The organism is Bacillus sp. JZ109, assembly GCF_053903135.1.
Genome location: NZ_CP096388.1, coordinates 3,097,351 through 3,116,440, shown reverse-complemented (window position 1 = coordinate 3,116,440; position 19,090 = coordinate 3,097,351). Strand labels below are relative to the sequence as shown.

Genomic DNA, 19,090 nt, shown 5'->3' with positions numbered 1-19,090 from the left:
ATTATAAACGCTGTATCGTTTTATCACAAAGAAAGGAGGCTGTGCAAAACATGAACGTTTATCAGCTCAAAGAAGAATTAATTGAATACGCGAAAAGCATTGGCGTGGACAAGATTGGTTTTACGACCGCTGATACTTTTGACAGTTTAAAAGACCGTTTGATTCTTCAAGAATCGCTCGGCTATCTCTCCGGCTTTGAAGAGCCAGATATCGAAAAAAGGGTGACGCCGAAGCTTCTTTTGCCGAAAGCGAAATCTATAGTTGCAATTGCTCTCGCATATCCTTCCAGAATGAAGGATGCGCCGAGAAGCACGAGAACTGAGCGCAGGGGCATTTTTTGCAGAGCTTCCTGGGGAAAAGACTATCATGATGTGTTGAGGGAAAAGCTTGATCTGCTGGAGGATTTTCTAAAAAGCAAGCATGAGGATATCAGAACGAAGTCAATGGTTGATACAGGTGAATTGTCTGATCGCGCCGTTGCGGAACGTGCCGGAATTGGATTCAGTGCGAAAAACTGTATGATCACAACACCCGAGTATGGCTCTTATGTGTATTTGGCGGAAATGATCACAAATATCCCTTTTGAGCCTGATGTGCCGATTGAAGATATGTGCGGGTCCTGCACGAAATGCTTGGATGCCTGTCCGACGGGAGCCCTGGTTAATCCCGGGCAGCTTAATGCGCAGCGCTGCATCTCTTTTCTAACCCAGACAAAAGGATTTTTACCTGATGAATTCCGGACAAAAATCGGAAACCGCCTGTACGGGTGCGATACGTGCCAAACGGTATGCCCTCTCAATAAAGGGAAGGATTTTCATCTTCATCCGGAAATGGAGCCTGATCCTGAGATTGCCAAACCGTTATTGAAGCCGCTTTTGACCATCAGCAATCGGGAATTTAAGGAGAAATTCGGGCATGTCTCAGGTTCTTGGCGCGGGAAAAAACCGATTCAGCGAAACGCCATTCTCGCGCTAGCGCATTTTAAGGATGCTTCCGCACTGCCTGAATTGGCGGAACTGATGCATAAGGATCCGCGTCCTGTCATCAGGGGGACAGCCGCATGGGCAATCGGAAAAATCGGAGACCCCGCATACGCGGAAGAGCTTGAAAAAGCGCTGGAAAAAGAGAAGGATGAAGAGGCAAAGCTGGAAATTGAAAAAGGAATTGAGTTGCTAAAAGCTTCAGGCATGACTAAACAAGGCTTGTCCTGACATACGTATAGAGCAGAAGGAAAAAACACTTGAGATCATCCAAGTGTTTTTTCTCTATAAAAAAGTATGGCGGGTGGGGTGAGCTTGAAGCACATTTTAGAACAATTAGCGGAGGAGCGGCTGGGCTTTCTGGTTAACGGGCATGCTATGAGACAGGAGTCTCAAGTCGGAGACCTTAAAGTCATGGAGCGTAAGAAAAAGCTTCTGGAAAAACGTAAAGTTGACATCATAAAAGCGAAAGCAAAGGCCGTGATTAATCATGTGCGGGTTGAGGATGACGGAACGACCTGCCTTTCGTATACCATCCATTACGAATACGTGTGTAAGGAACAAGATGACAGCTTGTATATAGAAGAGCACATAGAGGAGCGAATGGCTTTCCTGTATGATCACATTTTGATTAGTGATCAGGAAATTGCGAAAAAGCCGGCTGGATTTCATGAAGGGACCAGTATTATTGACTATTCTGAAGCTGAAGAGGAAAGAGAAGCGTTTGGCAGGGCTTTTCAATACGATCGTCTCGGCGCTGTCCAATATGCCGAGAAATTTTGGAACAAGCGCAATCCTGCTTATAAAAATTTCAGCGATAACTGTACAAATTTTATTTCTCAGTGTCTTCATGCAGGAGGCGCGCCGATGCGCGGTCATCCGAACAGGGGATCAGGCTGGTGGATGAAACAAAGCTCATGGAGCTACAGCTGGACGGTGGCTCACTCTATGAAAATGTATTTGTCGAATTCAAAGGCCGGACTGCGTGCGGTGCGGGTGAAATCAGCGGAAGAACTGATGCCGGGCGATGTGATTTGCTATGACTTCGAAGGAGACGGCCGGTTTAATCATACAACGATTGTCGTGGCAAAGGACAAAGGCAATATGCCGCTTGTCAACGCCCAGACCTATGACAGCCGGATGAGGTATTGGTCATATGAGGATTCTACGGCATACACGCCGTCAATACGATATGCCTTTTTTCATATCGTTGATGATACGACAAAAGAGTAATTAATGTTATAATGATGGGCGGATAAGAAAAACAGAGGTGAACATTGTGGCATTACATGTCGTTTTATATCAACCAGAAATTCCCGCTAACACAGGGAATATTGCACGTACTTGTGCAGCAACCAATACAACGCTACACCTGATTCGTCCGCTCGGCTTTTCAACGGATGATAAAATGCTGAAGCGTGCCGGACTCGATTATTGGGAGTTTGTTAACGTTGTGTATCATGATTCGTTAGAAGAATTGTTTGAGGCATATAAAAAAGGCAAGTTTTTCTTTATTACAAAATTTGGCCAGCAGCCTCATACATCATTTGATTACACTGATCTTGACGAGGATTATTTCTTCGTGTTCGGAAGAGAAACAAGCGGTTTGCCAAAGGATTTAATTCAAAATAATATGGACCGCTGCCTGCGTCTTCCGATGACAGAGCACGTCAGATCGTTAAATCTGTCCAATACTGCCGCGATTCTTGTTTATGAAGCGCTGCGCCAGCAAAATTACCGTGATTTAAAATAGTGAAAAAACCCGCTCATCGATGATGGGCGGGTTTTTTTGCGGATGTTGAAATGCTTTGTTTCGTTTTTGGGCTTAACAACGTAACAGTGTTATGTTACAATGTACCCATCAAAGGAGCTGGACTTATGGAAGAACAATTAATCTCTAAAAAAGAATTACTTGAAAGAACATCGATTTCATACGGTCAGCTGTATCGATGGAAGCGGAAAAACTTAATACCTGAGGAATGGTTTATTCGTAAATCCACATTTACAGGGCAAGAGACGTTTTTTCCGAGAGAGGAGATTTTAAAACGTATATCAATGATTCAAAAGATGAAAGAAAATTTGTCTTTGGATGAAATGAGGGAAATGCTGTCGCCGAAAATGAAGGATGTCAGCATGACCGCTGATGAATTGCTTCATAAAGGTTTGGTTTCAAGGCCTGCTCTTGAAGCCTATTCAGAAGACGGAGGAAGTCCGGTTTTTTCATCCAGCGATTTGCTTTCGCTGTTTGTGCTTGAGGGCCTGCTGCAGTCTGGAAATGTCAGCCTTGCAGAAGCAAAAATGGCTGCAGAGGTATTAAAGAAGCATGATACTGAAGAGATTGAAAAACAGACGGAGCTGATTGTGCTCCGCAAGCTCGGTGTCACAACTTGTTTTATAGCGGCTGCGGCGGACAGCATTTTGTTTGAATCATCCGTAAAGGTTGTGGAACGGGTAGATTTATTAAAAGCTTCAGAGGAATTAAAAACAACATTTATGCAGGAGGGCCATCAATGGATGTAGTGGAAAAGCTGGTGATAAACGGATCAGGAAGTTCAAAGGGAGGAACATTTCAATCTGTTGAGATTAATGGCAGCGGGACAGTGGCCGGGGACGTGGAGTGTGACACTTTTTCTTTTAATGGAAACGGAAAAGCCGACGGCAGCGTCAAAGCGAAAGCGGTAACCATCAGCGGTTCAGGAAAGATACATGGAGACGTTGAAGCAGAATCTATCCGGATGAATGGCACTGGTTTTATTCAAGGAGAGGTATCTGCAAAACAATTGAAAATCGCTGGATCATCAACATTTGGCGGCACTGTCAAGGCTGATGGCATTGACATTAGCGGAAAAGCTGTCATGGAAGCAGATTGTGAAACAGAAACCTTTCAATCAGAAGGGAAATGCAAAATCAGCGGGCTTTTAAATGCAGACCAGGTGATCATTAAGCTTTCTGCAGGGGAAAGCTATGTGCGGGAGATCGGCTGCCGCCATCTTCAAGTGACCTGCAGAAAAGGAATGCTGACATTGCTCAGATTAATGCCGCAGCCTGTTCTAACAGCAGAGCTGATCGAAGGTGACGTGATTGAATTGACAAATACAAAGGCGAAAACCGTGCGCGGAAATAAAGTGGTCATCGGCCCGGATTGCCAGATTGAAACCGTCGAATACAGCGGGGACTATACCTGTGATCCAAGCGCGTCGGTTGAAACATCCACAAAGTTGTAAGGAGGATCGTAATGGAGACAACAAAACTGGGAAATTTAAAATTATATGGCGCTGGGCATGCCGCAGGAGGCGCGTATCACAATGTCAGCATCAAAGGAGAGGAGAAGGGCTGTCTGCTGTAGGCTGCCGCATATACGGAACGGGCCTTTTTCTCGGAAAAGCAGAGACTGAGCGGCTGCGTGTGCTCGGAGAAAGTGAATGTAAAGGCGATCTGACAGCCGGCAAAATCAATATATATGGGACAATGAAAGTCAGCGGCTCACTTCAATTTGATCGATTCAATCTGAAAGGCCAGACTGAAATTGGCGGGAATATGACTGGAGAATCCTGCGATGTGAAAGGGAAGCTTAGCGTAATAGGTGATTGTGAAACAGAAATGTTCCATGTCACAGGCTGTGTTGATGTATCGGGGTTATTAAATTCGGGTGAGATCAAGCTGAGATTGAGCCATGATATAAGCCATGTGCAGGAAATCGGCGGAACAACAATTACAGTGAAAAGACGCGCGAGTTTTTTTAGCCGGAAGAAAGGGAAGCTGATCGCCGATGTCATAGAAGGAGATCGGGTTTATTTGGAGAATACCGAAGCGGCAGTTGTCAGGGGAAAAGAAGTGATCATCGGGCCGGGATGCAGCATCGGAACGATTGAGTACGAAAACAAATGTGAATGCGATCCGCATTCACAGATTAAAGAAAAAACAAAACTGTAAAACATTGTTCTGTTATACAAAAAGGTGCTCTTTCAGGAGCACCCTTTTTTATTCTTTTCCAGGCTTGCTATCGTATCCTGCGGTAAAAATTGATACTAAAAAAGTGACAATGACACCCATCATGATGATTGTTTTCACCGTCTCTCCCCCTCTTCAATTTTTCCGTGCTGTCCGAGTCTGGATGATTCTGTATTTTTCTTTATTATGAACGGTCGCTGTCTGCCTTGTCAACGATGTATAAGTATCTTTATTTTTAAGAAACCAAAGCATGTATCACGAGATGGCGGCATAGATTGTATCAAAGTACCTTATTTGCATAGTGTATCAAACATGATAGAGGAGGTCCTTATGGATATATTAAAGAAAATTGAACAGTACAGAGAGGAAGAGCAGCGGCTGAAATGGGAAGGAACTTTCGCCGATTATTTGGAGATTATTAAAGAAAATCCGATGGTCGCGCAATCTGCTCATTCTCGAGTTTTTAATATGATAAAAGACAGCGGGATAGAGGAGATTGACGGACGCAAGAAGTACAGTTTTTTTGACCGCGAGCTGTTCGGGCTTGAAGAATCTCTGGAGCGTCTTGTGGAAGAGTATTTTCATCCGGCTGCCAAACGTCTAGATGTCAGAAAGCGGATTTTATTGCTGATGGGGCCTGTGAGCGGCGGTAAATCCACGCTGGTCACAATGCTTAAAAAAGGTCTCGAAGCGTACACGCTGACAGATAATGGCGCTGTATATGCGATTAAAGGCTGCCCGATGCACGAGGACCCTCTACATTTAATCCCCCATCATTTACGCGATGACTTTTACAGGGAATACGGCATTAGAATAGAAGGAAGTCTTTCTCCTTTAAATGTCATGAGGCTGGAGGAAGAGTACGGAGGAAGAATTGAGGATGTGAAGGTGGAGCGCATCTTCTTTTCAGAAGATAAGCGTACGGGAATTGGAACATTCAGTCCCTCTGATCCGAAATCTCAGGATATTGCCGATTTGACGGGGAGTATTGATTTCTCAACAATCGCCGAGTACGGTTCAGAATCAGATCCGCGTGCTTACCGGTTTGACGGAGAGCTGAATAAAGCGAACCGCGGGATGATGGAGTTTCAGGAGATGCTGAAATGTGATGAGAAATTTCTCTGGCATTTGCTTTCCTTGACACAGGAAGGGAATTTTAAAGCTGGGCGGTTTGCGTTAATTTCTGCTGATGAGCTGATCGTGGCTCACACGAATGAAACGGAGTATCGCTCATTTATTTCTAATAAAAAGAATGAAGCCCTGCACTCAAGAATCATCGTGATGCCGGTTCCTTATAATTTAAAAGTGTCTGAGGAAGAGAGAATTTATGAAAAAATGATCGCAGAAAGCGATGTGGCGGATGTTCATATTGCCCCGCATACGTTGAAGGTCGCCGCGATGTTCTCAATCCTTACCCGGTTAAAAGAGCCGAAGCGGTCGGATATTGATCTGGTCAAGAAAATGAGACTGTATGATGGAGAAAGTGTGGAAGGATATAATTCTGTCGACGTTGAGGATATGAAAAAAGAATATAATGATGAAGGCATGAGCGGAATTGATCCGCGGTACGTGATCAACCGGATTTCTTCAACGATTATCAGAAAAAATATGGAATCGATTAATTCTCTCGATGTCCTTCGTTCCTTAAAAGAAGGTCTTGATCAGCACCCATCAATTTCAAGCGAGGACAGAGAGCGGTATTTGAATTTTATTTCTGCCGCTCGCAAGGAATATGACGACATTGCGAAAAAGGAAGTTCAAAAAGCGTTTGTGTATTCGTATGAAGAATCAGCAAAAACACTTATGGACAATTACCTCGATAACGTAGAGGCTTATTGCAATAAAAATAAGCTTCGTGATCCTTTGACAGGAGAGGAAATGAACCCTGACGAAAAGCTGATGAGATCCATCGAAGAGCAGATCGGCATTTCGGAAAACGCCAAAAAAGCGTTCCGCGAAGAAATTTTAATCCGCATCTCGGCCTATGCGAGAAAAGGCAAGCGGTTTGATTACAATTCCCATGAAAGACTGCGTGAAGCTATTCAGAAAAAGCTGTTTGCTGATCTGAAGGATGTCGTTAAAATTACGACCTCAACAAAAACGCCGGATGAGCAGCAGCTGAAAAAGGTAAATGAAGTCGTGGCCCGTTTAATTGATGAGCACGGCTACAACTCGACGAGCGCCAATGAGCTGCTGAAATATGTCGGCAGCCTGCTGAACCGATAAGCAACGTGACCCGTCCGAATAGGGCGGGTTATTTTGTCCCATTTTCTAAATAGTTTGTCAATTAAACGTGCATATGTGCATATGATGAATATAAATCTTTTCAAAAGACTTGTTTCATAATCTGGCACAAGCCGGAATACGTATGTATCACGACCACAAATGGTTAAGGAGGGGAATTCATGTCCCAAAATGACAGCGGCCATTTTTTGATTTCTGAGGAAAACTGGTCCCTCCATCGCAAAGGCTTCGATGACCAGCAGCGCCACCAGAAAAAAGTGCAGGAAGCGATCAAAAACAATCTTCCGGACCTCGTAACTGAGGAAAGCATTATTATGTCTAATGGAAAAGATGTAGTGAAGATCCCAATCCGTTCACTTGATGAGTATAAAATCCGTTATAACTATGATAAAAATAAACATGTAGGGCAAGGAGACGGCGAGAGCCAGGTTGGAGATGTTGTGGCCCGGGATGGATCAGACAAAAAACAAGGGCCTGGAAAAGGGCAGGGTGCCGGTGATCAGGCAGGCGAGGATTATTATGAAGCGGAAGTTTCATTAATGGATTTAGAAGAAGCGCTTTTTAAAGAATTAGAGCTTCCGAATCTCCAGCAAAAAGAGCGGGACAATATCATTCATACAGATATCGAGTTTAATGATATCCGTAAAACAGGGTTAACCGGTAATATTGATAAGAAAAGAACGATGATGTCAGCCTTTAAACGAAACGCAATGTCAGGAAAACCGTCGTTCTACCCAATTTATCCGGAGGACCTGAAATATAAGACGTGGAATGACATCACAAAGCCCGAATCAAAAGCCGTCGTTTTAGCCATGATGGATACAAGCGGCAGTATGGGGGTTTGGGAAAAATACATGGCCAGAAGCTTCTTTTTCTGGATGACCCGTTTTTTGCGGACAAAATACGAGACTGTGGAAATTGAATTTATTGCCCATCATACAGAAGCAAGAGTGGTCTCGGAGGAGGATTTTTTCTCAAAGGGAGAAAGCGGCGGAACCATTTGTTCTTCCGTATATCGGAAGTCGCTTGAGCTTATTGATGAAAAGTACAATCCCGCCCGCTATAACATTTATCCGTTTCATTTTTCTGACGGTGACAACCTGACATCTGATAACGCGCGCTGTGTGAAGCTGGTCAATGATATTATGAAGAAGGCCAATCTGTTTTGCTACGGCGAGGTCAATCAGTACAACAGGCATTCAACGTTAATGTCTGCATATAAAAATGTAAAAGATGAGAAATTTAAGTACTATATTTTAAAACAGAAATCTGATGTTTTTCAGGCTCTAAAGAACTTTTTCAGAAATGAAGAGTCTGGTGTAAGCCATCAATTTTCGTAATGAAAAGCCCATTTCAGGGCTTTTTTTTATTTAATAAAAGCAAGAAAACGCTTGCGAAAAAAATACGGGAGAAAAAGAAATTTTTCCTTTGACAAATCTTCTTTCATTTATTAATATTTTATCTTGTGAACTATTATTGAGGAATGAGGTGAAAAGGAGTTGACTGAATCAGAACGTGCTTTGCTCACTTTTGAACAGCTCTTCGATACGTCTCGGGCGATATATAAAAAACAGAAGAAGATATTGGAGATTGTGCTTGAGCCTTTTGATATTACAGTCCTTCAATATTTGCTGATGTTTAAAATTCATCAAAGCGGAAGCACCCCGCTAAGCAAGCTGGCAATGTCGCTTGATCTTAAGCCTGCTTCTGTGACGCGGATGACAGATATTCTGTATAAGCGCCAATTGATGAATCGATATGACAGTCCGGATGACCGCCGTATCGTCATGATTCAGTTAACCGAAGAGGGGGAAGAACTGATAGAAAAAGCCGCTGTGCAATATGCAAAAATGGGTGCCGGCTTGTACCAAAAGCTTGATACCTCCCAGCTGCAGTATTTGCGCAAACTAGCCGGAAGCTTAACGAAGCTTGCTGAAGGCTGTTCAGAAAAAAGCGGTAATTAAAAACTTCTCACATATTTTCACCAGCTTTCCGCAAAATGATAGAGGATGAAACGAAAGGAGAAAACAAAATGAACAGAGGACGTTTAATTCTGACCAACATTATCGGTTTGATTGTTGTTCTTGCAATTATAGCTGGAGGTGCTTACTACTATTATCAAAGCACAAACTACGTAAAAACAGATGAAGCAAAAGTAGCGGGCGATATGGCTGCTATTACTGCTCCAGCAGCAGGTAAAGTATCTGACTGGGATCTGGACGAAGGAAAAACAGTGAAAAAAGGCGACACAGTTGCAAAAATCAAAGGCGAACAAACTGTTGACGTAAAATCCATTATGGATGGAACAATTGTGAAAAACGAAGTGAAAAACGGACAAACCGTACAAGCTGGTACAACAATTGCACAAACGATTGACATGGACAACCTATACATCACAGCAAATATTAAAGAAACAGATATTGCGGATATTGAAGTAGGAAATAGTGTAGACGTAGTAGTTGACGGAGACCCTGATACTACATTTGACGGTACTGTAGAAGAAATTGGCTATGCGACTAACTCAACTTTTGATATGCTTCCTTCTACAAATTCAAGCGGAAACTACACAAAAGTAACACAAAAAATTCCTGTGAAAATTTCAATCAAAAACCCATCTGATAAGGTGCTTCCTGGAATGAATGCATCTGTTAAAATTTCTGAGTAAAACAGATCAGTCATCAAACCATGAAAGGAGGTTGTCTTAGATGGCTACAGGCAAAGAAAAAAATACAAAAAGCCCTATGACATTGCTGATTGTGCTAATGGCGGGTTTATTTTTGGCAATACTAAACCAAACACTGCTTAACGTCGCAATGCCGCACTTAATGACTGAATTTGGCGTAAGTGCAACCACGATTCAATGGCTGACAACAGGTTACATGCTTGTTAACGGTGTATTGATTCCGTTATCTGCTTTCCTGATTACTCGATTTGGCCAACGGAGTCTCTTTCTCGTCGCGATGTTTTGTTTTACGCTCGGTACGTTAGTCTGCGGTATCGCACCTAACTTCTCTACAATGCTGATCGGCCGTTTGATTCAGGCCGTGGGCGGAGGTATCTTGCAGCCGCTCGTTATGACAACCATTCTGTTAATTTTCCCACCTGAAAGCAGGGGGAAAGGAATGGGGATTTTCGGGCTAGCGATGATGTTTGCTCCAGCGGTCGGCCCGACTCTTTCCGGGTGGATTATTGAGCATTATACATGGCGCATTATGTTTTACGGACTTGTGCCGGTCGGCGCAATTGTTATCATCGTGGCTTTCTTCATTTTTAAGAATTTGGTAGAGCCGCAAAAAATCAAACTCGATACACTGGGAGCGATCCTCTCGATTGTCGGATTCGCCTCCTTATTATACGGAGTCAGTGAAGCCGGGTCTGACGGCTGGACCGACCCGATTGTATTGTCTACAGTTATTATCGGAGCCATTGCAATTGTTGCTTTTGTTGTTCAGCAATTGCGTCATGATGATCCGATGCTTGATTTCAGAGTGTTTAAATATGACATTTTCTCACTCTCGAGTGTCATTAATATCATTATAACAGTGGCACTTTACACTGGTATGTTCCTTTTACCGATCTATCTGCAAAACCTGGTCGGCTTTACGGCGCTTCAATCCGGTCTGCTTCTGCTTCCGGGTGCGATCGTTATGCTGATTATGTCACCGATCTCAGGTATTTTGTTCGATAAATTCGGACCGAGACCGCTTGCGATTATCGGGCTTCTCGTGACAGTGGTAACAACATATCAATACACGCAATTGACAATTGATACACCATATACACACATCATGCTGATCTATTCAATTCGTGCATTTGGTATGTCTCTCTTAATGATGCCAGTCATGACAGCCGGGATGAACCAGCTTCCTGCCCGTCTGAACAGCCACGGAACGGCGATGAGCAACACGCTTCGCCAAATCAGCGGATCAATCGGAACAAGTTTAATTACGACGATTTATACAAACCGGACGACATTCCATTATTCACAAATTGCAGATAAAACAAGCACGGCGGACCCGAACTTCCTCCATGCGTTCCAAAATGCAGTTTCGAATTTAATGGTGAATATGAATGTGTCTTATGATACGGCGAAAACATATGTGTACTCACATATTTATAAACACGCGTCACTCGATTCCAATGTCATGGGGATAAATGATGCCTTTATGTGGGCAACCTTATTCTGTGTAGCAGGTTTGATTTTAAGTATCTTCCTGCGTGACGTCAGAAAAGATAAATTGCGTAAGAAGAAAAAAGAGGAGCTTTCATTACTTCCTGCTCCAAAAGAAGCTAAGGAATCTTAATCTGTACAGGGAGGTTTCCTGAATGAAAATTTATGTAGTGTATGATAGTGAAGGCGAACATACTAAAGTGCTTGCAGAAGCAATTGCTGAAGGCGCGCGAGAAAACGACGCGGCTGAAGTGTTCATCGACCATGTAGATCAGGCTGATATCCGCAAGCTTAAAGATATGGATGCGATTATTTGGGGATGCCCAGGGCATTTCGGAACAATCAGCTCCGGTCTTAAAACTTGGATCGACAGACTTGGCTACTTGTGGGCTGAAGGCGAGCTGATCAACAAAGTCGGTGCTGTCTTCTGCACAACGGCAACAACACACGGCGGCTTGGAAATGACAATGCACAATTTAATCACGCCGATGTTCCACCAAGGCATGATTGTTGTCGGACTGCCTGGCAACGTGCCTGAAAACGCACTTTATGGCTCTTATTACGGAGCAGGTGTCACTTGTCCGGTAGACAGTGATGAGTTAATGTCTGAGGAAGGTATTCAGCTTGGACGCGCGTTGGGAAGACGTGTCAGCCAAGTCACAGGAAACCTAACAGCAGGACAGTAAGGAGAGGTTGAAATGGCCATTATTATAGCAATAATTGCTGCTGTCATTGTCATTGCGGCCCTTATTACATTTAACGTCCGCAACGCCTCACCTGGACCTGAGAAGCAAGAAGCAACCGATAGAATCGCACCTCCAGAAGAGGAAAAAAACGAAGCGCATTACCCTGCTGAAGCAAGGGCTGCCGAGCATACGCCATCCGTTGTCAAAAACGATTCTCCAAAAGAGAAGCGTGACACAATGGGTGATGATATTTACAGGCAGGCGCTGCAAAAGTTTAAGCATTCTGATGAAGTTCATGCAGAAGAAGAGGTCACTGAGGAAAGTGACAAAATGCAGGACCGCAGCTATCGTGATGCGCTGCTCTCTATGAAAAATAAGAAAAAGTAATGAAAAAGGCAAATCCGTTTACTCATGCGGGTTTGCCTTTTTTGCTGTTTCCATCAATTATGTTTTTATCAAATAAATCCATGGAATATGTTGTATTCCACCTTGATCTAGTGTACTATGTTACTCATACACCGAGGATTTTTTCCGGGAGGTAAAGACATGAATTCTTTTTTAGGTTTATTAAAGAAAGATATCAAGCTTTCAAGAATGTGGCTGCTAGTATGGATATGCGGAATCATTTTCTTATTGGGAACAGGCCATATTATAGCTTCTCGCACGAAAGAACCTCTAGTCATTTTTGGTTTTTTTGTTGCAGTTGCTTTTTTTCTGCTTTTCTTATCTCCTGTTTTTGTGTTTTATCACCTTCGCAAGGAAGGGAAATCACAGCTTTGGCTGTACAATCCAAATGGCGGCTTATGGCTGTTTTCTTCTAAATTGGCAGCATCTTTGCTCTATCAATTTGTGATTCAGTTGGCATTAACAGCCTATGGCATATGGATGTATCATATGCTCTCTGTAAAAAATCTGCTGGAGCATCAAGTTGATATAACGAGTACAGTGGCTTTGCTGAATATGTATGGGCTTATTTCTTCGTTAGATATGTCAGTAACAGTCATTGTATTTTGGACTGTTTTTCACTCTCTCAGAAATTGGCGCGGAATGCGGTGGGCTGCGATGGTTCTGTTGGTTGCAGTGTGGTTATTCTTCGATGAATACATCATAAGCCCTTTGGTTGAATCTCAAAAGCATTTCTGGCCTGTAACAGTCTATTGCAATTTTGATTTCCACTTCCACAATGTTTGGAGATTGGAACTAAAACCTATCCATCTGTCTGTGCTAGGGTTTCCTATTGCTATAGTCATCACGTTCTTGCTGCTCATCATGGCTTCAAAACTGCTTGATCGTAAAGTAGAGGTGTAAATATGGACAATCAATTCCAATCCTCGAAACCGATTTATCTGCAGATCGCTGATCAGATCTTTTATAGGCTGGTCAGGAAGGAGCTGCTCCCAGGAGACAAGCTTCCTTCAGTAAGAGAAATGGCGATTCAAACTAAGGTAAATCCCAATACAATTCAAAGAACTTACAGTGAGATGGAAAGGCTGGGTATTGTGGAGACAAGAAGAGGTCAAGGGACGTTTATTGCGGAAAAAGCAGAAATCGTAGACGAGCTGAAAGACAAGCTGACACGAGAGGTGCTGGAAGGCTTTGTCAAGCAAATGAAAGAGCTGGGGCTAACGAAAGAGGAAATGGTAGAAGGGATTAAAACATTCACAGAGGGAGGCTAAAATGGAAATCAAGCTAGAACATGTATCAAAAAAATACGGCCGCCATACGGCCGTCAATGATGTGTCAATCACCCTATCATCCGGACGGATTTATGGCCTGATCGGACCGAACGGCAGCGGCAAGTCAACGACCCTAAAAATGATGGCTGGCCTTCTGTTTCCGACTTCAGGATTTGTGAAAGTTGATGAAGAGCAGGTTACGAGAGAAATGGTGCGTCAAACGGCTTATCTTACTGAGCTTGATATGTTTTATCCGCATTTCACTGTTAAAGATATGGTGAATTTTTATCAGTCGCAGTTTCCTGATTTTCAAACAGAACAGGCTTATAAGCTATTGAATGAGATGCAGCTGAATCCGGAAAAAAAGATCAAAAAGCTATCAAAAGGAAATCGGGGCCGGCTGAAAATCGTTCTTGCTTTAGCGAGACGGGCAGACGTCATCTTGCTTGATGAACCTTTTTCCGGGCTTGATCCGATGGTCAGGGATTCCATCGTAAACAGCCTTGTGTCGTACATTGATTTTGAGCAGCAGATTGTCGTGATCGCGACACATGAAATTGATGAAATTGAGACTTTGTTAGACGAAGTAATCATCCTCGCCAATGGGGAAAAAGTTGCGCAGCGTGAAGTAGAAGATATTCGTGAACAGGAAGGCATGTCTGTTTTGCAATGGCTTAAATCAAAAATGGAAGTTTGCTAGAAAGAGGAGGAATATGATGAAAACAGTGTTGGAATTGAAAAACGTGACTAAAAACATCAGAGGCCGAACGATCATTGATGATCTCAGTTTTACGATTCGTGAAGGCGAGGTATTCGGTTTTTTGGGACCAAACGGAGCGGGGAAAACGACAACCATCCGGATGATGGTGGGGTTAATGAAGCTGTCGAAAGGTGATGTCCTCATTTGCGGCCAATCAATTACGAAAGAATATGCCAAGGCAATTAAGCATATTGGAGCGATCGTTGAGAATCCCGAACTGTATAAATTTTTGAGCGGATATAAAAATCTCCAGCAATACGCAAGGATGGTCAAGGGTGTCACGAAGGAAAAAATTGATGAAGTTGTTGAACTGGTCGGTTTAACAGACAGAATCCACGACAAGGTGAAAACATATTCTCTGGGGATGAGACAGCGTCTTGGCTTGGCACAATGCCTTCTGCACGATCCGAAAGTGCTGATTTTGGATGAACCGACAAACGGCCTTGATCCGGCGGGGATCAGAGAAATCAGAGATCATTTAAAGAAGCTGACCCGAGAAAGAGGAATGGCTGTCATCGTTTCAAGCCACCTGCTGTCAGAAATGGAACTGATGTGTGATCGAATTGCGATTCTGCAAAAAGGAAAGCTGATCGATATTCAAAATGTAAAAGATGAAAACATTGATGAGAACGATACATATTTCTTCCAGGTTGAGCAGCCGAATGAAGCCGCTGCTGTTTTAAATCAGTACGATTTGCTGAGTAAGACAAATGGTGTAGAAATCAAACTGGCTAAAGACGAAGTCCCTGCGGTTATTGAATTGCTGGTGATGCAGCAAATCCGTATTTATGAGGTCAAGGTCATAACAAAATCATTAGAGGACCGTTTCTTAGAAATGACAGGTGAAACAAAAGAGGAGGTTCAACATGCTTAATTTGATTTATAATGAGTGGCTCAAAATTTTCAGCCGTGCCGGAACATGGGTGATGATCGGAATTCTGGGGCTGACAATGGTTGGATTTGCATTTTTGGCGAATCATTTTTCTGCTGGTGAATCAAATTCCCATTGGAAACAAGAACTTCAAGCACAAAACGCCGAATTAAAGAAAGAAATCAAAGAAGATCCTTCACTGAAAGATGGGTATAAAGAAACAATCACACTCAACGACTATCGCATCGAGCATAATATCCCTAGTGACACGGGCTATACGGTATGGTCTTATGTAACGGATTCAGCAAACTTTACCATCCTTACCGGTCTGTTTACTATTATCATCGCGGCCGGAATTGTCGCGAACGAATTTAATTGGGGAACGATTAAGCTATTAATGATTCGGCCGCTCAGCCGTTTTCAAATTTTGATGTCCAAATATATTACAGTTCTCCTGTTTGGGCTCCTGTTGCTGTTGATTTTATTTATCGGTTCTACTTTATTAGGGTTGATCTTCTTCGGGACGGGTGGTGAAACCGCCGCGAATATTCATTTAATCTATAAGGATGGCCATGTCATTGAGCAAAACATGATAGGGCATTTGGCCACAACGTATCTTTCTGAATCCGTCTCGGCTTTAATGGTGGCGACGATGGCATTTATGCTGTCTGCGGTATTCAGAAACAGCTCTCTTGCGGTTGGTTTTTCCATCTTCTTGTTGGTTGCCGGTACGACTGCAACTGCATTTATTGCAGCGAAATTTGACTGGGCAAAGTATATATTGTTTGCTAATGTCGACTTGACTCAGTATGTGGATGGCACACCGTTAATAAAAGGGATGACTATGACGTTTTCTATCGTCATGCTGGCGATCTACTTTATCATCTTCTTGTTGCTTGCTTTCGGAATCTTCATGAAGCGGGATATTGCAAACTAATAAAGAAAGCTGTTTTGCATAAGCAAAACAGCTTTTTTGTCAAAATAAAAACTGCAGGTTTGCACCTGCAGTTTTTCATATCAATTTATGCTTACGCTTCTTTAGTAACGTTAGCAGCTTGTGGTCCGCGGTTTCCTTCAACGATTTCAAAAGAAACAGCTTGGCCTTCTTCTAAAGTTTTGAAGCCTTCGCCTTGAATAGCAGAGAAATGAACGAATACATCGTCTTGACCTTCTACTTCGATGAATCCGAAACCTTTTTCAGAGTTGAACCATTTTACTTTACCTTCTAACATGAAATTTCCTCCTAAAGCGATCATAACGCTTAAATTCACTATTCTTGCTCTTAACAAACTTTCAAGACGAAAACTCTTACAAAACTTTCTTCTTAAAGATAGTTCGAACAAAAATAATTACCTTTACTCTACCAGTAATCTTCAGAAAAAACAACTGCTTATTGAAACTTTTTTCGGAAAATACCATATTTATTTTTCAATTTGATATTTATTTGCGGTAATTCATCTGCTTTCTCGATATGTGATCATACGTTTGCCTTAGTATTCCTTCATTTTGGGAAGATAAGTAATAGGAATTGACAACCTTATTGGATATGAGTAAGGTAAAAGTTAATCAATATTACAAATGACAACGTTTATCAACTAAGAGAGCGTATGATTTTTATGTCTGATATTGCTTGCATGCTCTAATACATAGATAGGAGTATGGTCACAATGAAAAAGTGGCTTATATGCAGTTTCGTCCTTGTTCTTCTCGTTTCATTTACTGCATGTTCACCGTCTGCAGAACATGAATCGATAAAAATCGGGATTGCTGAGTCTGACGGGGCAATATGGAACTATATTGCTCAAAAGGCTGAAGAGGCAGGGCTGGATATTCAGCTGATCCCTTTTTCTGATTATGCGGAGTCTGATATCGCACTTGCTAACAAAGAAATTGATGCCAACGCCTTTCAAACCATTTCATATTTTCAGTCGTTCACCCAAAAATACAAACTTAATTTGACGCCGCTCGGGACGACATACATAACGCCTATGGGCATTTATTCAAAACGATATGACCGAATCCAAGATATACCGCGAGGAGCTGTCGTTTCTGTTCCGGATAGAGCGTTCGATTTTGGCAGGGCGCTTACGGTGCTCCAGGAAGCGGGTTTGCTAACGCTGAAAAACGGATTTAACGGAACAGGTTCAGTTGATATGATTAAAGATAATCCGAGACACCTGAAATTAAAAGCTGTCCGGCAACAGGATGCAGTGAGCGGTGCCGACGTGTTTGTCATGAAACCATCAGAAGCAAAAAAAGCGGGCCTGAACCCGAAAAAGCATACGCTAAAGAGCGGCGGACTCATGTCTGAGGAAGAGATGAATTTGATTGTTGTCAGAGCGGAGGATCAAGACCGGGAAGCGCTGCAAACCATTCTTGAGCTTTATCAAGCTGATGATACAGCGGCATTTATAGAAAAAGAATATCAGGGAGATCTTGTCCCGGCTTTTCTGCCTTTGAAACGTCTTTCAGATTGGAAGAATGAATTCGAACATTGAATTCATTCTTTTTTTTCTGAAAAACACACTCTGTTCCGTCCCGTTTCTTTCGCTTTGTAAAGCATTTGATCGGCAAGAATGGGCAAGGATCCTGGCTGTTCCGTATTATTGGGGTAATGAGCGGCTCCTAGTGATATCGTAACTGAAAGCTCTTCGCCGTTTGTTAATACAATCGGTGCATCGCTTACAGCGCTCCTGATCCGTTCAGCGATTCGGGCTGCTTTATCAAGAGAACAGTTCGGCAGGAGAACGGCAAATTCTTCACCGCCGATCCGAGCGGCAGGATCTGTATTTCGGATGCTCTGCTTCAGACGTAACCCCAGCTCTTTGAGCACCTGATCTCCTTCATGATGGCCATATTGGTCATTGATGGTCTTAAAATGATCGATATCCATATAAATCAGTGCAAATTGAAAATGCGGGGTATCGGCCGCCTGCTGATACAGAGCTTTTGTGGTTTCTTCAAACTTTCTTCGGTTATACACGCCTGTTAAAAAGTCAAAGTGCGCCTGAAACTTATATTGTTTAAAAAGAAGATGTGCATTTGTTTCATGATCAATAATATATAAACTGAGCATGCCGCCCGCTATTGATATGATCCAAAAATACAAATGAAGTTCGTATGAATGTAAATCTATAAGAAAATAAAAGGAAAAGGAGATCAAGCTATTTGTGATGATTAAAAGATAGAAAGCATGTTTTAGTTGAACTTTTTTTCTTCTAGAAACAATGAGTGACGGAATGGCAGCGATACAAATGATAATAACCGAGTATAGTGCAGATGTGTTCATCGTAATCAGCAAGCGGCCTGCAGTGATCATGGCCAGGGCCGTTGCCGTTGATACCCAGCCTCCATAAAGAGCGGCAATCATAATAGGGATATTTCGAAGATCAATAATTGAATGCTGATAGGTAAATCCAAAAACCATCAGAATAACCCCGAGCAAACCGCAGGCCAGTCCTTTAACAGCTTGAAAGGATATGCTGTCTTTTTTATGTACTAGCCTTTCTTTAAACAGGTGGGTGAAGAGATAATTAAATGTGATTAAAATGGTCAAATTTACAAACAGTTCTTTCAGCAAATATTATCACCCTTATATAAGGTACTAAAGATGGAAGGGAAAGAAAAGAACAAAAAAGGCATTATATAAGGTTTTTTTACTTGAATTGATAAGTTAAAATAATTCGCACTTGACCCATCGGAATTAGTGTAATATAGTAAATGAGAAAATTTGAAGGGAGAGTTACCTGCT

Annotated in this window: 21 protein-coding genes and 1 pseudogene; 20 read left to right on the top strand and 2 right to left on the bottom strand. The window is 42.5% G+C overall.

What is annotated here, in order from left to right:
- Window positions 1-50: 50 nt before the first annotated feature.
- The 19 genes and pseudogenes from queG (at window position 51) to M1D94_RS16340 (ending at window position 16,276) form a co-directional block, all read left to right on the top strand.
- Entirely contained in the window at window positions 51-1,211 is a 1,161-nt protein-coding gene (queG, locus tag M1D94_RS16430; RefSeq protein WP_029317521.1) for a tRNA epoxyqueuosine(34) reductase QueG, read from the top strand.
- A gap of 66 nt (window positions 1,212-1,277) precedes the next feature.
- Window positions 1,278-2,213 carry an amidase domain-containing protein gene (locus M1D94_RS16425; protein ID WP_015252502.1) on the top strand — a complete coding sequence of 312 codons (936 nt, stop codon included), beginning with the start codon at window positions 1,278-1,280 and terminating at the stop codon, window positions 2,211-2,213.
- A gap of 37 nt (window positions 2,214-2,250) precedes the next feature.
- On the top strand, window positions 2,251-2,733 hold the full coding sequence (trmL, locus tag M1D94_RS16420; RefSeq protein ID WP_010886453.1) for a tRNA (uridine(34)/cytosine(34)/5-carboxymethylaminomethyluridine(34)-2'-O)-methyltransferase TrmL: 483 nt from the start codon (window positions 2,251-2,253) through the stop codon (window positions 2,731-2,733).
- A gap of 125 nt (window positions 2,734-2,858) precedes the next feature.
- Window positions 2,859-3,500 (top strand): YhbD family protein, encoded by a 642-nt coding sequence (locus tag M1D94_RS16415; RefSeq protein ID WP_003245603.1) that lies wholly within the window; start codon window positions 2,859-2,861, stop codon window positions 3,498-3,500.
- Window positions 3,491-4,204 (top strand): bactofilin family protein, encoded by a 714-nt coding sequence (locus tag M1D94_RS16410; protein WP_021479697.1) that lies wholly within the window; start codon window positions 3,491-3,493, stop codon window positions 4,202-4,204. Before M1D94_RS16415 ends, M1D94_RS16410 begins: the two co-directional genes overlap by 10 nt.
- An 11-nt stretch (window positions 4,205-4,215) precedes the next feature.
- Window positions 4,216-4,913 (top strand): annotated as a pseudogene (locus tag M1D94_RS16405) (hypothetical protein).
- Between the two features lie 348 nt (window positions 4,914-5,261).
- Entirely contained in the window at window positions 5,262-7,157 is a 1,896-nt protein-coding gene (gene prkA, locus M1D94_RS16400; protein ID WP_003239626.1) for a serine/threonine protein kinase PrkA, read from the top strand.
- 179 nt (window positions 7,158-7,336) lie between these two features.
- Window positions 7,337-8,515 (top strand): sporulation protein YhbH, encoded by a 1,179-nt coding sequence (gene yhbH, locus M1D94_RS16395; protein ID WP_003233432.1) that lies wholly within the window; start codon window positions 7,337-7,339, stop codon window positions 8,513-8,515.
- Between the two features lie 159 nt (window positions 8,516-8,674).
- Entirely contained in the window at window positions 8,675-9,139 is a 465-nt protein-coding gene (locus M1D94_RS16390; protein WP_003233431.1) for a MarR family transcriptional regulator, read from the top strand.
- Between the two features lie 35 nt (window positions 9,140-9,174).
- Window positions 9,175-9,840, top strand: coding sequence for an HlyD family efflux transporter periplasmic adaptor subunit (locus M1D94_RS16385; protein WP_014476241.1), 666 nt, complete (start codon window positions 9,175-9,177; stop codon window positions 9,838-9,840).
- Window positions 9,841-9,880: 40 nt separating this feature from the next.
- The gene (locus M1D94_RS16380) at window positions 9,881-11,479 is read left to right on the top strand and encodes an MFS transporter (RefSeq protein ID WP_032725263.1); all 1,599 of its coding nucleotides are present in this window, start codon (window positions 9,881-9,883) and stop codon (window positions 11,477-11,479) included.
- 22 nt (window positions 11,480-11,501) lie between these two features.
- Entirely contained in the window at window positions 11,502-12,032 is a 531-nt protein-coding gene (locus M1D94_RS16375) for an NAD(P)H-dependent oxidoreductase (RefSeq protein ID WP_003233428.1), read from the top strand.
- A gap of 12 nt (window positions 12,033-12,044) precedes the next feature.
- Entirely contained in the window at window positions 12,045-12,419 is a 375-nt protein-coding gene (locus tag M1D94_RS16370) for a hypothetical protein (protein ID WP_003233427.1), read from the top strand.
- Window positions 12,419-12,574: a hypothetical protein gene (locus M1D94_RS16365; RefSeq protein WP_003233426.1), complete on the top strand. Its 156-nt coding sequence runs from the start codon at window positions 12,419-12,421 to the stop codon at window positions 12,572-12,574. The genes M1D94_RS16370 and M1D94_RS16365 overlap by 1 nt, the downstream gene beginning before the upstream one ends.
- 4 nt (window positions 12,575-12,578) lie before the next feature.
- A complete protein-coding gene (locus M1D94_RS16360; protein WP_038829220.1) occupies window positions 12,579-13,340 on the top strand; it encodes a hypothetical protein in 762 nt (253 codons plus the stop codon).
- A 2-nt stretch (window positions 13,341-13,342) separates the two neighbouring features.
- Complete coding sequence (locus M1D94_RS16355; protein WP_015252495.1) at window positions 13,343-13,708, top strand: GntR family transcriptional regulator; 366 nt, start codon at window positions 13,343-13,345, stop codon at window positions 13,706-13,708.
- 1 nt (window position 13,709) lies between these two features.
- Window positions 13,710-14,408, top strand: a complete 699-nt coding sequence (locus tag M1D94_RS16350) for an ABC transporter ATP-binding protein (RefSeq protein ID WP_101501929.1) — start codon at window positions 13,710-13,712, stop codon at window positions 14,406-14,408.
- A gap of 16 nt (window positions 14,409-14,424) precedes the next feature.
- On the top strand, window positions 14,425-15,342 hold the full coding sequence (locus M1D94_RS16345; protein ID WP_021479692.1) for an ABC transporter ATP-binding protein: 918 nt from the start codon (window positions 14,425-14,427) through the stop codon (window positions 15,340-15,342).
- A complete protein-coding gene (locus tag M1D94_RS16340) occupies window positions 15,335-16,276 on the top strand; it encodes an ABC transporter permease (protein ID WP_072173890.1) in 942 nt (313 codons plus the stop codon). The genes M1D94_RS16345 and M1D94_RS16340 overlap by 8 nt, the downstream gene beginning before the upstream one ends.
- A gap of 91 nt (window positions 16,277-16,367) precedes the next feature.
- Here the strand turns inward: M1D94_RS16340 and cspB are convergent, their stop codons facing one another.
- A complete protein-coding gene (gene cspB / locus M1D94_RS16335) occupies window positions 16,368-16,571 on the bottom strand; it encodes a cold shock-like protein CspB (RefSeq protein ID WP_003224086.1) in 204 nt (67 codons plus the stop codon).
- A 435-nt stretch (window positions 16,572-17,006) separates the two neighbouring features.
- On the opposite strand from cspB, the gene M1D94_RS16330 reads away from it, so the two are divergent.
- Window positions 17,007-17,837, top strand: coding sequence for a MetQ/NlpA family ABC transporter substrate-binding protein (locus M1D94_RS16330; protein ID WP_032725267.1), 831 nt, complete (start codon window positions 17,007-17,009; stop codon window positions 17,835-17,837).
- Between the two features lie 2 nt (window positions 17,838-17,839).
- Here M1D94_RS16330 and dgcK read toward each other — a convergent pair whose 3' ends face one another.
- On the bottom strand, window positions 17,840-18,919 hold the full coding sequence (gene dgcK / locus M1D94_RS16325; protein ID WP_021479688.1) for a diguanylate cyclase DgcK: 1,080 nt from the start codon (window positions 18,917-18,919) through the stop codon (window positions 17,840-17,842).
- Between the last annotated feature and the right edge of the window lie 171 nt (window positions 18,920-19,090).

Coding starts and splice junctions, on each gene's coding strand:
- queG (WP_029317521.1), top strand. CDS start 51: ATGAACGTTTATCAGCTCAAAGAAGAATTAATTGAATACGCGAAAAGC.
- M1D94_RS16425 (WP_015252502.1), top strand. CDS start 1,278: ATGGCGGGTGGGGTGAGCTTGAAGCACATTTTAGAACAATTAGCGGAG.
- M1D94_RS16415 (WP_003245603.1), top strand. CDS start 2,859: ATGGAAGAACAATTAATCTCTAAAAAAGAATTACTTGAAAGAACATCG.
- M1D94_RS16410 (WP_021479697.1), top strand. CDS start 3,491: ATGGATGTAGTGGAAAAGCTGGTGATAAACGGATCAGGAAGTTCAAAG.
- prkA (WP_003239626.1), top strand. CDS start 5,262: ATGGATATATTAAAGAAAATTGAACAGTACAGAGAGGAAGAGCAGCGG.
- yhbH (WP_003233432.1), top strand. CDS start 7,337: ATGTCCCAAAATGACAGCGGCCATTTTTTGATTTCTGAGGAAAACTGG.
- M1D94_RS16385 (WP_014476241.1), top strand. CDS start 9,175: ATGATAGAGGATGAAACGAAAGGAGAAAACAAAATGAACAGAGGACGT.
- M1D94_RS16380 (WP_032725263.1), top strand. CDS start 9,881: ATGGCTACAGGCAAAGAAAAAAATACAAAAAGCCCTATGACATTGCTG.
- M1D94_RS16375 (WP_003233428.1), top strand. CDS start 11,502: ATGAAAATTTATGTAGTGTATGATAGTGAAGGCGAACATACTAAAGTG.
- M1D94_RS16370 (WP_003233427.1), top strand. CDS start 12,045: ATGGCCATTATTATAGCAATAATTGCTGCTGTCATTGTCATTGCGGCC.
- M1D94_RS16365 (WP_003233426.1), top strand. CDS start 12,419: ATGAAAAAGGCAAATCCGTTTACTCATGCGGGTTTGCCTTTTTTGCTG.
- M1D94_RS16360 (WP_038829220.1), top strand. CDS start 12,579: ATGAATTCTTTTTTAGGTTTATTAAAGAAAGATATCAAGCTTTCAAGA.
- M1D94_RS16355 (WP_015252495.1), top strand. CDS start 13,343: ATGGACAATCAATTCCAATCCTCGAAACCGATTTATCTGCAGATCGCT.
- M1D94_RS16350 (WP_101501929.1), top strand. CDS start 13,710: ATGGAAATCAAGCTAGAACATGTATCAAAAAAATACGGCCGCCATACG.
- M1D94_RS16345 (WP_021479692.1), top strand. CDS start 14,425: ATGAAAACAGTGTTGGAATTGAAAAACGTGACTAAAAACATCAGAGGC.
- M1D94_RS16340 (WP_072173890.1), top strand. CDS start 15,335: ATGCTTAATTTGATTTATAATGAGTGGCTCAAAATTTTCAGCCGTGCC.
- cspB (WP_003224086.1), bottom strand. CDS start 16,571: ATGTTAGAAGGTAAAGTAAAATGGTTCAACTCTGAAAAAGGTTTCGGA.
- M1D94_RS16330 (WP_032725267.1), top strand. CDS start 17,007: ATGAAAAAGTGGCTTATATGCAGTTTCGTCCTTGTTCTTCTCGTTTCA.